General features: G+C 39.4%; 8 protein-coding genes and 1 pseudogene. 8 read left to right on the forward strand and 1 reads right to left on the reverse strand.

Translation table 11 applies throughout. The features are described from left to right. Positions 1 to 7 precede the first annotated feature (7 nt). The 7 genes and pseudogenes from uvrA (at position 8) to IGK53_RS05455 (ending at position 10,472) form a co-directional block, all read left to right on the forward strand. Positions 8 to 2,824 carry an excinuclease ABC subunit UvrA gene (gene uvrA, locus IGK53_RS05425; RefSeq protein WP_002314835.1) on the forward strand — a complete coding sequence of 939 codons (2,817 nt, stop codon included), beginning with the start codon at positions 8 to 10 and terminating at the stop codon, positions 2,822 to 2,824. A 262-nt stretch (positions 2,825 to 3,086) separates the two neighbouring features. Next, positions 3,087 to 4,352 (forward strand): D-aspartate ligase, encoded by a 1,266-nt coding sequence (locus tag IGK53_RS05430; RefSeq protein ID WP_002329317.1) that lies wholly within the window; start codon positions 3,087 to 3,089, stop codon positions 4,350 to 4,352. Between the two features lie 3 nt (positions 4,353 to 4,355). Next, entirely contained in the window at positions 4,356 to 5,087 is a 732-nt protein-coding gene (locus tag IGK53_RS05435; RefSeq protein ID WP_002329316.1) for an aspartate racemase, read from the forward strand. Positions 5,088 to 5,223: 136 nt separating this feature from the next. Beyond that, positions 5,224 to 6,108: an RNase adapter RapZ gene (gene rapZ / locus IGK53_RS05440; protein ID WP_002292102.1), complete on the forward strand. Its 885-nt coding sequence runs from the start codon at positions 5,224 to 5,226 to the stop codon at positions 6,106 to 6,108. Further along, entirely contained in the window at positions 6,105 to 7,103 is a 999-nt protein-coding gene (locus IGK53_RS05445; RefSeq protein WP_002329315.1) for a gluconeogenesis factor YvcK family protein, read from the forward strand. Before rapZ ends, IGK53_RS05445 begins: the two co-directional genes overlap by 4 nt. A gap of 33 nt (positions 7,104 to 7,136) precedes the next feature. Next, positions 7,137 to 8,072, forward strand: coding sequence for a DNA-binding protein WhiA (whiA, locus tag IGK53_RS05450; protein ID WP_002289698.1), 936 nt, complete (start codon positions 7,137 to 7,139; stop codon positions 8,070 to 8,072). Positions 8,073 to 8,241: 169 nt separating this feature from the next. Then, positions 8,242 to 10,472: pseudogene (locus tag IGK53_RS05455) on the forward strand (ATP-binding cassette domain-containing protein). A 118-nt stretch (positions 10,473 to 10,590) separates the two neighbouring features. On the opposite strand, the gene IGK53_RS05460 reads toward IGK53_RS05455, so the two are convergent. Continuing rightward, a complete protein-coding gene (locus IGK53_RS05460; protein WP_002329312.1) occupies positions 10,591 to 11,112 on the reverse strand; it encodes a DsbA family protein in 522 nt (173 codons plus the stop codon). A 190-nt stretch (positions 11,113 to 11,302) separates the two neighbouring features. On the opposite strand from IGK53_RS05460, the gene nifJ reads away from it, so the two are divergent. Continuing rightward, entirely contained in the window at positions 11,303 to 14,995 is a 3,693-nt protein-coding gene (gene nifJ, locus IGK53_RS05465; protein ID WP_430605028.1) for a pyruvate:ferredoxin (flavodoxin) oxidoreductase, read from the forward strand. Positions 14,996 to 15,147: the final 152 nt, after the last annotated feature.

Genomic DNA, 15,147 nt, shown 5'->3' on the forward strand with positions numbered 1-15,147 from the left:
GGACAACATGGCTAACGATAAAATTACGATTCATGGTGCACGTGCCCATAACTTGAAAAATATAGATGTCACGATTCCACGAGACAAATTCGTGGTCGTTACAGGTTTGTCCGGTTCTGGAAAAAGTTCCTTAGCATTTGATACACTGTATGCCGAAGGACAGCGGAGATATGTAGAAAGTCTTTCTGCGTATGCCCGCCAGTTTTTAGGTCAAATGGATAAACCAGATGTAGACAGCATCGACGGATTGAGTCCGGCGATTTCTATTGATCAGAAAACAACAAGTAAAAACCCTCGTTCGACAGTAGGTACTGTGACGGAAATCAATGACTATTTACGCTTGTTGTTTGCTCGTGTAGGACATCCGATTTGTCCCAACGATCATATCGAGATTACCAGTCAATCAGTAGATCAAATGGCAGATCAAGTAATGGATTTGCCTGAGCGCACAAAGATCCAAGTATTGGCACCGATCGTGGTAAAGAAAAAAGGACAACATAAAAAAATATTCGAAAGAATCCAAAAAGAGGGATACGTCCGCGTTCGAGTCGATGGTGAAATCTATGATTTAAGTGAAGTGCCTGAGCTGGAGAAAAATAAAAAACATGATATCGCGATCGTCATCGACCGGATCATTGTGAAAGAAGGGATTCGTTCTCGTCTATTTGATTCTTTAGAGGCAGCCTTGCGACTGGCAGATGGCTATGCTTTGGTTGATGTGATTGGCGAAGAAGAAATGTTGTTTAGTGAACACTATGCTTGTCCTTATTGCGGATTTACTGTTGGTGAACTAGAACCAAGACTGTTCTCCTTCAATGCGCCTTTTGGAGCTTGTCCAGACTGTGACGGTTTAGGCGTCAAATTAGAAGTCGATCAAGATTTAGTCATTCCAGATAGAACGAAGACGCTTAGTCAAGGTGCAATCGTTCCATGGAACCCAATCAGCTCTCAATATTATCCTCAAATGTTAGCGCAGGCTTGCGAAAGTTTCGGTATCGATTTGGATACACCATTCGAAGAATTACCGGAAGAACATCAGGAGATCATCTTAAATGGGACAGATGAACTTTTCCATTTCCATTATGAAAATGATTTTGGTGGCGTTCGCGATGTAGAAACAACTTTCGAAGGAGTATTGAAAAATATCGAACGTCGTTATCATGATACGAACAGTGATTTCACGCGTGAGCAAATGCGTCTTTATATGACCGAATTGACTTGTCAGACGTGTAAAGGTTATCGTTTGAATCCTCAAGCATTATCTGTTCAAATCAATGGAACGAATATTGGGCAAACAAATGAATTGTCTATCCAAAAAGCAGTAGACTTCTTCTCAAACCTTACATTATCTGAACAAGAAAAAGTGATTGCCAAACCGATTTTAAAAGAAGTAAATGACAGACTTTCATTCTTAGAAAATGTCGGATTAGACTATCTAACCTTGAGTCGTGCTTCTGGAACGTTATCTGGAGGAGAAGCACAGCGAATCAGATTGGCTACGCAAATTGGATCGAATCTTTCTGGAGTTCTGTATATTTTAGATGAACCATCGATCGGATTGCATCAACGCGATAATGATCGACTGATTGGCTCATTGAAGAAAATGCGTGATCTTGGCAATACACTCGTTGTGGTCGAACATGATGAAGATACGATGTGGGCAGCAGATTATCTGATTGACGTCGGACCTGGAGCAGGGGAACAAGGCGGACAAATCGTTGCTGCAGGTACTCCTGAAGAAGTAGCTAATGATGAAAATTCTTTGACAGGGAAATATCTTTCAGGGAAAAAATCGATCCCGGTGCCAAAAGAACGCCGTAAAGGTAATGGGAAAGCAATCAAGATTACTGGTGCTTCAGAAAACAATCTGAAAAATATCAGTGTCGAATTTCCTTTAGGAGAATTTGTAGCAGTAACAGGTGTGTCTGGTTCTGGAAAGAGTACATTGGTCAATAGTATCTTAAAGAAATCATTAGCGCAGAAATTAAATAAGAATTCTGCCAAGCCAGGTAAATTCAAGACAATTTCCGGCTACGAAAGTATCGAAAAGATCATCGACATCGATCAAAGCCCAATCGGACGGACGCCGAGAAGTAATCCAGCGACTTATACAAGTGTCTTTGATGATATCCGTGGGTTATTTGCTCAAACAAACGAGGCAAAAATGCGGGGATATAAGAAAGGTCGTTTTAGTTTCAACGTAAAAGGCGGTCGTTGTGAAGCGTGTCGCGGGGATGGGATTATTAAGATCGAAATGCACTTTTTGCCTGATGTCTATGTTCCTTGTGAAGTATGTCATGGCAAACGATATAACTCTGAAACATTAGAAGTACATTACAAAGGAAAAAGCATTGCAGATGTTTTGGAAATGACGGTAGAAGATGCTGTAGAATTCTTCAAGCATATTCCAAAGATCCATCGCAAACTGCAAACGATCGTTGATGTTGGCTTAGGGTATGTGACGATGGGGCAACCAGCAACGACATTGTCCGGTGGCGAGGCGCAACGGATGAAACTTGCCAGTGAATTACACAAAATCTCTAATGGAAAGAATTTCTATATATTAGATGAACCAACGACTGGTCTTCATAGCGACGATATCGCCCGTTTGCTGCAAGTGTTACAAAGATTAGTAGACGCTGGTAACACAGTTTTAGTGATCGAACACAATCTAGATGTAATCAAAACAGCCGATCATATCATTGATTTAGGACCAGAAGGCGGAGAAGGCGGAGGAACGATCCTTGCGACTGGAACTCCAGAAGAAATCATTGATGTAAAAGAAAGCTATACAGGTCACTATTTGAAAAAAATAATGGTATAAAGAAGAAAGATTGCTGAGATAGTTAAAAAAACATAAAAAAATGAATTTTTGCTTGTTTTCTTAATACCAGTGTTCTAGAATCATTACATGGTAGTTCTTTCTACACTGATTGGTATAGATAAAAACTTCCTATAAGTTCAATCCGTTCAAAAAAGAATTGAGCAATCGGAGGAGTTTCCTTTGATTGCTTTTTTCTTTATGGTATGATATTCCTTGTGTAGTTAGAAAAGAAAAACAAGAGATTATGAGTAAGTGAGAGATAATGATGAACAGTATTGAAAATGAAGAATTTATCCCTATATTATTAGGAAGCGACATGAACGTTTATGGTATGGCACGTTCTTTTAATGAAGCATACGGCAAAGTCTGCCAAGCATATGCTTCTGATCAATTAGCCCCTACCCGCTACAGTAAAATCGTCAATGTAGAAGTCATTCCAGGATTTGATAAAGACCCTGTATTTATCGAGACGATGCTTCGTTTGGCAAAAGAAAGATATTCTGATAAGAGTAAAAAATATCTTTTGATCGCTTGTGGTGATGGGTATGCAGAATTGATCTCTCAACATAAGCAAGAGCTGTCAGAATATTTTATCTGTCCGTATATTGATTATTCTTTATTTGAAAGACTGATCAATAAAGTAAGCTTTTATGAAGTTTGTGAAGAATATGATCTTCCGTATCCTAAAACATTGATTGTCAGAGAAGAAATGTTAGTAAATGGACGCTTAGAACAGGAATTGCCTTTTGAATTCCCGGTTGCTTTGAAACCCGCAAACAGTGTGGAGTACCTTTCTGTTCAATTTGAAGGAAGAAAAAAAGCGTTTATTCTAGAAACGAGAGAAGAGTTTGATTTGATCTTAGGTCGGATCTATGAAGCCGGTTATACTAGTGAAATGATCGTACAAGATTTTATCCCGGGTGATGATAGTAATATGCGTGTGCTAAATTCGTATGTAGATGAAGATCATCAAGTTCGGATGATGTGTCTTGGTCATCCACTGTTAGAAGATCCTACACCAGCATCGATTGGAAATTACGTTGTGATCATGCCAGATTATAACGAAAAAATCTATCAAACCATTAAAGCATTTTTGGAAAAAATCGAATATACCGGCTTTGCCAATTTCGATATGAAGTATGATCCTAGAGATGGAGAATATAAATTATTTGAAATCAATTTGAGACAAGGACGTAGTAGTTTCTTTGTGACATTGAACGGCTTGAATCTGGCTCGTTTCGTCACAGAAGATCGAGTGTTCAACAAACCCTTTGTTGAAACGACCTATGGAACGAATCAATCAGATAAAGCAAGATTATGGATGGGTGTGCCCAAAAAAATCTTTTTAGAATATGCTCGGGAAAATGAAGACAAAAAACTAGCTGAGCAAATGATCAAAGAAAATCGTTACGGCACTACTGTATTTTATGAAAAAGATCGGTCAATCAAGCGCTGGATGTTGATGAAATATATGTTCCATAACTATATTCCAAGATTCAAAAAGTATTTTCATGTGAAAGAAGGCTAGTTCATGGAGAATTTTTTCAGTATTTTAGGCGGAATGGGCACGATGGCGACAGAAAGTTTTGTTCGCTTGATCAACCACCGAACGAAAGCTACAAAAGATCAAGAATATTTGAATTATGTCTTATTCAATCATGCAACAGTTCCTGATCGTACAGCTTATATTTTAGATCGATCAGAAGAAAATCCAATGCCGTTTCTGCTGGACGATATTGAGAAACAAAATTTATTGCGACCAAACTTCATTGTGTTGACTTGTAACACAGCACATTACTTTTTTGAAGAATTACAAGCGGCAACGGATATTCCTATCCTGCATATGCCGAGAGAAGCAGCAAATGAACTTGTCCGTCAGCATACGACAGGGAGAGTAGCGATTCTAGGAACAGAAGGAAGTATGAAAGCTGGAATCTATGAACGCGAAGTCAAAAATCTTGGATTCGAAACAGTGATTCCTGATACTGCGCTTCAAGAAAAAATCAATTATTTGATCTATCATGAAATCAAAGAGTCAGATCACTTGAATCAAGAACTCTACTATGAGATTTTGGAGGAAGCGGTAGAGCGATTAAACTGTGAAAAAGTTATCCTAGGTTGCACGGAATTATCTTTGATGCATGAATTTGCCGAAGATAACCATTACCCAGTGATCGATGCTCAATCTATTTTAGCGGATCGAACGATCGAACGTGCATTAGCTGAAAGAAATGAAGCATTAAATACAGTATCTGAAAAGTAGAAAAATCTTGGATTTGGGGCAAATATCCTAAAAGATATTTGGTCCAAATCTTTTTGTAAAAGAGAAAGAAAGCTGGTAATGATACGCCCGGAATGATATAATTTTATTATGTACAATGTGAGAGGGGTTCGTAAATATGACAGATAATTTGCAATTAGTCATCATAACAGGTATGAGCGGTGCAGGAAAAACAGTAGCTATCCAAAGTTTTGAGGATATGGGCTATTTTTGTATCGATAATATGCCACCTCGATTGATTCCAAAATTCTGGGAATTGATCAAAGAATCAGGTAAAGTCACAAAAATGGCTTTAGGAGTAGATTTACGTTCTCGTTCCTTCTTTGAAGAAATTCAAAACATGCTGATTGAAATCGAAAATACGAACTTCATCGACACTTCTATCTTGTTTTTAGATGCTTCGGACGAAGAACTAGTTGCTCGTTACAAAGAAACAAGACGAGCGCATCCGATGGCAATGGACGGTTTGATCACTGAAGGAATCCGTAAAGAGCGGGCAATATTAGACGACTTGAAAGCACAAGCTTCCGTGATCATTGACACCACGACATTGACACCACGACAATTACGCGAAAAAATCAACGAGTCTTTCAAGTCAAAGGGAGACCAAGGATTTCGAATTGAATTTGTATCATTTGGCTTTAAATATGGGTTGCCGATTGACTCTGATATCGTGATGGATGTACGTTTTTTGCCAAATCCTCATTATATTCCAGAACTAAGACCACTAACCGGTAAAGACCAGCCAGTCTATGATTATGTAATGTCCTTTGATGAAACACAATCTTTCTACCATAAATTCTTGGATCTTCTGGAAACTGTATTGCCTGGATATATCAAAGAAGGAAAAAGCAGCTTGACAGTTGCAATCGGCTGTACAGGCGGCCAACACCGTTCTGTGGCGTTGACTGAACGTTTGGCAAATGCTTTAGGAAAAACATATAAAGTCAATGTGACACATCGGGACAAGGATAAAAGGAAAGAGACGGTGAACCGGTCGTGAAAATAAAAACCTACCGGATAAGGAAACCAAAGATCGTAGTGGTTGGCGGTGGCACGGGTCTGCCGGTTATTCTAAAAAGTTTACGAAATCAGGGAGCAGATATCACGGCAGTAGTGACTGTTGCGGATGATGGTGGAAGCAGCGGCGCAATCAGAGAATCGATCGCTATGGCTCCTCCTGGTGACTTGAGAAATGTCTTAGTAGCGTTATCGGATATGCCGCAATTCTATGAAGATATTTTCCAATATCGTTTTAAAAAAGAAGATCAGTTCTTAGCGAATCATACGATCGGTAACCTGATCATTGCTGCAGTTTCCGAAATGCGAGGAAGCACATACGAGGCGATTCAATTATTAGCGAAAATGATGCATGTAGATGGACACGTCTATCCTTCTTCAGAAACGCCTTTGACCTTGCATGCGGTCTTTAAAGACGGAACGACTGCAGTAGGAGAATCTAAAATTGCGATTGATCGCAAAACGATCGATCATGTCTATGTTTGCAACACGAATGATAAAAGTGAAGCTAAAGCGGCACGAAAAGTCGTTTCAGCAATTATGGATGCCGACATGGTCGTTTTAGGTCCCGGCAGTTTATTCACTAGCATCCTTCCCAATTTAGTGATACCAGAAATTGGCGAAGCTATGATTAATACAACTGCTGAAACCGTGTATATCTGTAATATCATGACCCAAAAAGGGGAAACTGAACACTTCACCGATGCCGATCATATACGTGTCTTACACAAGCATTTGAAGCAGCCCTTTATCGACACGGTACTAGTTAATACGGAAAAAGTACCAGAAGATTATATGGACCCGGAAATCTATGATGAGTACTTAGTACAAGTTGCACATGATTTCCATGGATTGAGAAATGAAGGCTGTCGAGTGATTTCTACCGATTTCTTAGAATTGAAAGACGGTGGTGTCTTCCATGATGGAGACAAAGTGGTAGAAGAATTGTTCCGATTAGTTTTCGGTTCAAAATATTAAGCAATTTATTGTTGGAGAAAGGAGGAGAATAGGATGTCATTTGCTGCAGATGTGAAGAAAGAACTAACTGGTTTGGAAGTTCATCGAGAACATGCGAAAGCAGAATTAGCTGCTTTGTTGCGAATGAACGGCTCTTTAGGTATTGTGAACCAGCAGTTTATTTTGAACGTCCAAACAGAAAATGCTGCAATTGCCAGACGTATCTATTCTCTTTTGAAAGATCATTATCAGGTACGAAGTGAGCTGCTCGTTCGTAAAAAAATGAAATTAAAAAAGAACAATGTCTATATCGTCCGCTTGAAGCAAGGCACAAAAGATGTGTTGATGGATCTTGATATTATGGATGGTATGATGTTCAATGGACACGTTTCGGACGAGATCATGGGGAATTCGCAAAAAATGCGTTCGTATTTACGTGGGGCTTTTATGGCCTCGGGTTCAGTCAATAATCCAGAAACAAGCCGTTATCATTTAGAGATATTTTCCATTTATGAACAGCATAACCAAGACATTTGCGATATGTTGAATTATTACGGACTGCATGCTCGAACGCTTGAACGACGCAATGGCTATATTTCCTATTTAAAAGGTGCAGAAAAGATTGCTGATTTCTTGACACTGATTGGTGCAACCAATTCGATGCTACGATTTGAAGACGTACGGATTGTACGGGATATGAGAAATTCGGTCAATCGCCTAGTTAATTGTGAGACAGCAAATTTGAATAAGACGATCGATGCGGCTTCTAAACAAATTGAAAACATCGAATTGATCGAAGCAAAGGTCGGTCTGCATGCCCTTCCTGAAAAACTTCAGGAAATTGCTGAACTCCGGCTTCAGCATCCAGAAGTCAGTTTGAAAGAGTTAGGGGAAATGATCCCCTCAGGTGCGATATCCAAATCGGGAATCAATCACCGCATACGCAAAATCAATGAATTTGCGGAAAAACTACGTGAAGAAGCAGTGTAATCCAATGTAAAAACTGATACATGAAGCAGAGATGCGGATGTATCAGTTTTTTTATTTGACAAAATATTACTTGCTTTTCTTTTCTTCTTCTGTCAAACTATAAATCCCTATTACTGCCCGTTGTTCGCCATAGATTTGTTTAAAAATCGATTTTAAAGGAGAAACAAGGATGACAGAGTATATTGAATTGATTCATGCACGAGAAAACAACTTGAAAAACATTGATTTGCGTATCCCAAAAAATAAATTACTATCTTTACTGGCGTATCAGGATCTGGCAAATCTTCTATCGTTTTTGATACGATTGCACAGGAGGCAGGCAGACAGCTGAATGAGACTTTTAGTAGTTTTGCACGTAATTTTTTGCCTAAATATAGCAGACCTGATATTGATGAGATCAAGCATTTATCGACAGCTGTATTGATCAACCAGAAGAAACTGGGAGGAAATGCTCGATCCACTTTAGGTACTGCAACGGATATCCAGGCACTTTTTCGAATTTTATTTTCACGCTTTGCTGAACCGTCATTGGGTTATGCCAATGCGTATTCATTTAATGATCCTCAAGGTATGTGCCCTGTCTGCCAAGGAATTGGAAAAACGATAACATTGAATATCGATGCCGCGGTAGATGCGACACGCTCACTAAATGAAGGAGCAATCTTGCTTCCGAATTTCACGGTAGGGACTTGGTATTGGAAAATGTATGCAGAGACTGGTTTATTCGATCCAAACAAACCAATCTCCGAATACACATCAGAAGAATACGATCGATTATTGTATGGAAAAGCAGAGAGAATCAATATACCAGGTGCGGGAGATATGAATGTGACTTATGAAGGGATTGTCACTCGATTCATGCGAACCAATGTCCATACTGAAAAAGAGACAACGAAAAAAACAGCAAAGGTTCTTGAGACGTATACCAAGATGGACACTTGTCCAGAATGCCAAGGAAAACGTTTCTCACCCGAAGTCCTAAACTCTAAAATAAACGGTTATAATATATACGATTTGACAGCAAAAGAATTATCTTCGCTATTACAAATACTAGAAACGTTAGATAACAAAGAGCGTCATCCGTTGATTGCCAATATCAAAAAACGTATCCAAGATTTGATTGATATTGGATTAGGCTATATGACATTGACACGCGAGACTTCAAGTTTATCTGGAGGGGAATCACAGCGAGTAAAAATGGTGAAGCAATTAGCTAGCAGTTTGACTAATATGATGTATATTTTTGATGAACCAAGCACAGGATTGCATCCTAGAGATGTCCACCTACTTAATGATTTATTGAAAAAAATCCGGGATGAGGGGAATACAGTTCTGGTAGTCGAACATGATCCTGATGTCATCAAGGTGGCCGATCATATCGTGGATGTAGGACCTTATGCTGGAAGTCACGGCGGTGAGATCATGTATACTGGGGATTATGATGGATTACTGGATTCTGGTACGTTAACGGGAAACTATTTGCGACATCAATTACCAATCAAAAAAGAAGTACGGACATTTTCAGAAACCTTCATTAGCCGCCAGAGCTCTTTGCATAATTTAAAAAATATTCGTTTAGAAATCACTAAAGGTGTATTTACCGTTGTTTCAGGGGTAGCTGGTTCTGGCAAGAGTACATTGGTCAATCAAGTATTTGTAAAAGACTTTCCAGAAAGCCTACTTATTGATCAAAATCCAATCCATACGAACAAACGGTCAAATCCAGCCACATTCAGTGGGATCATGAATAACATTCGGAAAGCTTTTGGTAAAGAAAATCAAGTTGATGCTGGATATTTCAGCTACAATTCTAAAGGGGCTTGTCCAGAATGCAAAGGAACGGGTGTAATCGAACTTAATCTATCCTTTATGGACAAATCAGAGGTAGTTTGTTCAAATTGCCATGGGAAACGTTATGATCCAGCTGTTTTAGATTATCGTTATCGTGGAAAAAATATCGTAGAAGTCATAGATATGACCATAGAAGAAGCACTTGAATTTTTTGATGAGAAAGAGATCCAGCGAAAGCTTGAGAATCTAAAAGAAGTTGGTATTGGTTATCTGACTCTTGGACAGCCGATGGACACCTTATCTGGCGGAGAAGCACAAAGGCTGAAATTAGCTAATGAATTGAAAACAAATGGACAAATATACATTCTAGATGAGCCGACAACAGGACTGCATATGTCAGATGTCGAAAATGTGATTCGAATTATCAATAACTTAGTGGATAAAGGGAACACGCTCATTGTTATTGAACACAATCTCGATGTGATCCGAAGTGCTGATTGGATCATTGATCTTGGTCCAGAAGGTGGATCTGGTGGTGGAAGTATCCTTTATGAAGGGATTCCAGGAGGATTAAAGAACGCACAAACGATCACTGGAAACTATATCTGATTGAACACTGTTTAGTGGAGAGGTTGTGACAGAAGCTACTTCTGGAACACCGTTTATTCGGAAAAAACATACTAGGAAAGGGCTGTGACAAGACTTTTGTCACAGCCCCTTTGTTGTTTTATTTTGCTTGGATCAATTCTTTTAGTTTTTCTTTTGAAATAGATTCATCAAAGATTTCTTTACCCAAGATGACAGTTGGAACAAATCGAATATGTGCTTGCTCAGCTTCGTTTATGATAGCTTGGCTCAGCTGTTCGTCTTTTTGTTCTGCCAGCCCTAATTTATCTGCTGCAAAATCCGCTACTCCTTGGAGCGAAAGATGTTTCCACTCGTCTTGAGTATCGAATGTTTGTTTGATCTCTTTGATTGCTTGTTGTCCATCGCTGATCGTGATATACCGGTGCATCACGTTTCCTCGCTGCAAGCTTTCTTTTTCTTTATCGAATAATTTGATCACTCGCTGTAATTGACCGCTTTGGACGGCTTCTTCCAATAGCTCATGAGATTCTTCAAACCATTGTCGGCAATATGGGCAAGCTAAGTTGATGAATTCGATCATTTTTTTAGGAGCATCTGATGAACCATAAGTAATACCTTTTTCTGTAGTTGTTTTTGTTGCATCAATCACTGATATATCCATGTAAAAACACCTCTTTCGGTTATAGTTTACACATGTCTGACAAAAAAAGGCAACGATTTAGATTGTTTTTCTAAAAAAATGATTGAAATAGACGTATGTGAAATATTTTTCTAAATAAAAGAAAAAATGGAATATTTTACGTTATAATGGAACAGATAATAAGAGAGAATATGAACAAGGATGATGAATCATGCGAAAAATGAAAACAATGGACGGCAATACGGCAGCCGCGTATATTTCTTATGCTTTTACCGAGATTGCTGCAATATATCCGATAACGCCAAGTTCGACCATGGCTGAATTAGTCGATCAATGGTCAGCAGCAGGAAAAGAAAATGTATTTGGTCAACCAGTAAAAGTAGTGGAAATGCAGTCCGAAGCAGGAGCAGCTGGCGTGGTTCACGGTTCACTGAAAACTGGTGCGCTGACAACTACATATACCGCCTCACAAGGGTTGCTTTTGATGATACCGAATATGTATAAAATTGCTGGGGAACTGCTGCCAAGTGTTTTTCACGTTGCTAGTCGGGCAGTGACGACGAATGCTTTAAATATATTTGGAGATCATGGAGACGTGATGGCTGCAAGACAAACAGGGTTTGCGATGCTAGCTGAAAGCAGTGTGCAAGAAGTGATGGATTTGGCACCTGTTGCCCATCTTGCTTCCATTGAAGGCGAATTGCCTTTTTTGAATTTCTTTGATGGGTTCCGTACGAGTCACGAAATTCAAAAAATAGAAGTTTTGGAATATGAAGAATTAGCTCCTTTGATCAATCAGGAGAAATTAGCTTCTTTTCGTAAACGAGGGATGAATCCCAATCATCCGACAGTTAGTGGCACGAACCAGAATCCAGATATTCATTTTCAACAACGGGAAACAATCAATCCGTATTATGATAAGTTACCTGCAATCGTACAAAAATATATGAAAGAGATCAATCGATTACGAGGTACTTCTTATGATCTGGTGACTTATTACGGAGCAGCTGATGCAGAAGAGGTCATTGTTTCGATGGGATCAGTTGCACAGACGATTGAGCAAACAGTTGATTATTTGAATGCAAACGGACGGAAAACAGGTTTTTTGAATATCCATCTTTATCGACCTTTTCCAGTGGAAACATTTGTGCAAAAGTTACCTCATACAGTAAAAGCAATCGCTGTTCTTGATCGAAGTAAAGAGCCAGGAGCAGGGGGAGAACCCCTTTTATTAGACGTTCAAAGTGCGTTATATGATTCTGAATTTCGCCCGGCTATTATTGGTGGTCGCTACGGATTAGGTTCGAAAGATGTGACGCCCGATCAAATATCGGCAGTTTTTGATGAATTGCAAAAAGATCCAAGTATACGCAAAAAACGGTTCACCATAGGGATCGTGGATGATGTGACTTATCAATCTTTGGAAACAAAAGAAAGTCTAGATTTAACAGAACCGCAAACATTCCAGGCAAAGTTTTGGGGATTTGGATCTGACGGAACAGTTGGTGCAAATAAATCAGCCATCAAGATTATCGGGGATCACACAGACAAATATGCTCAAGGCTATTTTTATTATGACTCGAAAAAATCTGGCGGTCTAACTGTCTCTCATCTTCGTTTTGGAGATAAGCCGATACGTTCAGCGTATCTTGTCGAGCATGAGGACCTTGTTGCTTGTCACACACCAGCTTACTTGCATAGCTATGACTTGGTCAAAGGATTGAAGCCAGGTGGAATCTTTTTACTGAATACTCTTTGGAGTGACGAACAATTAGAAACGCATCTGCCGATAAAATTAAAACGTTACTTGGCTGAAAATAACATTCGGTTTTATACGATCAATGCCATGAGATTGGCCCAAGAAGTTGGTTTGGGACGCCGAATCAATACGGCGATGGAAACAGCTTTTTTTAAATTAGCTGACATCATTCCATTTGATGAAGTGATCCCGTTGCTAAAAGAAGAAGCGCTAAAAAGCTACGGGCATAAATCAATGGCTATCGTAGAAAAAAACATACAGGCAATCGATCGGACAATCGAACTGCTTCATGAAGTTGTGATTCCAGAAAATTGGAAAACATTGGTGATGCCTGAAAAAATCAATAAAAGAAACAGGGGGTATGTACAAGAAATCCTTGAGCCGGTGAATGCACAGGAAGGGAATCATCTCTCTGTTGGTACGCTTGTAGCAAATGGAATGACAACTGGCGAAATGCCTTTAGGAACGGCTTCTGTTGAAAAGCGAGGTGTCGCTTTAGAAGTACCTGAGTGGATTAGTGATCGCTGTACGATGTGTAATGAATGTGCCTTTGTTTGTCCTCATGCTGCCATCCGTCCATTTTTAGCAGATGAAGAGGAAATGGAAGAAGCGCCAGAAGGATTTATCGTGAGAGAAATGCGAGGCGCAGACGGCGTAAAATACCGTATCCAAGTTTCAGTGGAAGACTGTACAGGTTGTGGTCTGTGTGTAGAGGCTTGTCCCGCAAAAGGTAAAGCTTTAGTGATGAAACCTTATGAAGAACAGAAAGAACAAGCTATGAATTGGGCTTTTGCAATGACGCTAAGACAAAAAGAAAATCCATTGAAAGGGAAAAATACGGTTTTATCGACACAATTCAACCAACCGCTTCTTGAATTCTCAGGCGCTTGCTCAGGCTGTGGCGAAACACCTTATGTAAAATTATTGACACAAATGTTCGGCGATCGAATGATGATCGCGAATGCGACAGGCTGTTCTTCTATTTGGGGCGGTGCCTCTCCAGCTTCGCCTTATACGACAAACGAATGGGGTCAAGGGCCTGCATGGTCAAATTCTTTATTGGAAGATAATGCTGAATTTGGTTATGGTATGCTTCTGGCGGCACAGACTCGTCGTGAGGCTTTGGCAAATTCAATCAAAGAAGTATTGCCAAAAGTATCAGAAGAACTGCGAGAATTGATGGAAGACTGGTTGGAACATCTCTTTGAGAGTGAAGGAACGCAGCAAAGAGCAGCAAAACTGCAAGCAGCGATCGAAAACGAACGATCAATTGTCCCTGAATTGGAAGGTATATACAAGAGAAGAGATCTATTCGTAAAAAACAGCCAATGGATGATTGGCGGAGACGGATGGGCTTATGACATTGGTTTTGGCGGGATCGATCATGTACTTGCTAGCGGAGCAGACGTAAATATCCTTGTTTTGGATAACGAAGTCTATTCCAATACTGGCGGTCAAACATCAAAAGCAACACCAGCTTCAGCAATCGCTAAATTTTCAGCTAGTGGAAAATATGCTTCAAAGAAAGACTTAGGGATGATGGCGATCACATATGGGAATGTCTATGTAGCACAAATCGCTTCAGGTGCCAATCAAATGCAGACAATCAAAGCATTTGAAGAAGCAGAAAAGTATCCTGGTCCTTCTCTGATTATTGCCTATACACCTTGTATCACACATGGTTTGCTTGGTGGAATGAAAGAATCGCTTAAAGAAGCAAAAGAAGCTGTTTCTTCTGGTTATTGGTCATTATATCGATATAACCCTACAATGGTCGAAAAAAACAAAAAACCAATGACTTTGGACTACAAAAAACCTGATTTCTCTGCTATGCCTGATTTCATGAGGAAACAAGTTCGCTTTTCCTCGCTAGAGAACGCAAATCCAAATCTTGCAAAAGCTTTATTTGAAAAGACTGTCCAAGATGCTAAAACACGTTTTTACAACTATGCTGCACTGTCAGGAGAATTAGAAAAAATCAAGAAAAGACTTGAACCAGAAGAGTCTATTGATGTAGTCGTTAAGACGAGAAAAGAAAAAACGACGGATCTTGAAGCGGAAGAAAGAAGAGCAGCCCGAAGAGCCACCAGAGCAGAACGACGTAAAAAAATGGAACACGTTGCAGAAGAAAAAAGTGAAAAATAACAGAAAAAATGTAATGAATAATTCTCTGAGGTTTTAAAAATTTTATTCTAGAGAAAAATAAAACGCATACTTGTAATTTTCTTGAAAATTATGTGTTTTTCTCAAGAAAAAAACGAGCAGATCAGCCTCTAAAATTAAAACATATGATATAC

This window comes from Enterococcus sp. DIV1224 (assembly GCF_050555455.1).
In the GTDB taxonomy this organism is placed as follows: Bacteria; Bacillota; Bacilli; order Lactobacillales; family Enterococcaceae; genus Enterococcus_B; species Enterococcus_B lactis.

Excerpts from the sequence above, each read along its gene's own strand:
- uvrA (WP_002314835.1), top strand. The coding sequence starts at position 8 with ATGGCTAACGATAAAATTACGATTCATGGTGCACGTGCCCATAACTTG.
- IGK53_RS05430 (WP_002329317.1), top strand. The coding sequence starts at position 3,087 with ATGATGAACAGTATTGAAAATGAAGAATTTATCCCTATATTATTAGGA.
- IGK53_RS05435 (WP_002329316.1), top strand. The coding sequence starts at position 4,356 with ATGGAGAATTTTTTCAGTATTTTAGGCGGAATGGGCACGATGGCGACA.
- rapZ (WP_002292102.1), top strand. The coding sequence starts at position 5,224 with ATGACAGATAATTTGCAATTAGTCATCATAACAGGTATGAGCGGTGCA.
- whiA (WP_002289698.1), top strand. The coding sequence starts at position 7,137 with ATGTCATTTGCTGCAGATGTGAAGAAAGAACTAACTGGTTTGGAAGTT.
- IGK53_RS05460 (WP_002329312.1), bottom strand. The coding sequence starts at position 11,112 with ATGGATATATCAGTGATTGATGCAACAAAAACAACTACAGAAAAAGGT.
- nifJ (WP_430605028.1), top strand. The coding sequence starts at position 11,303 with ATGCGAAAAATGAAAACAATGGACGGCAATACGGCAGCCGCGTATATT.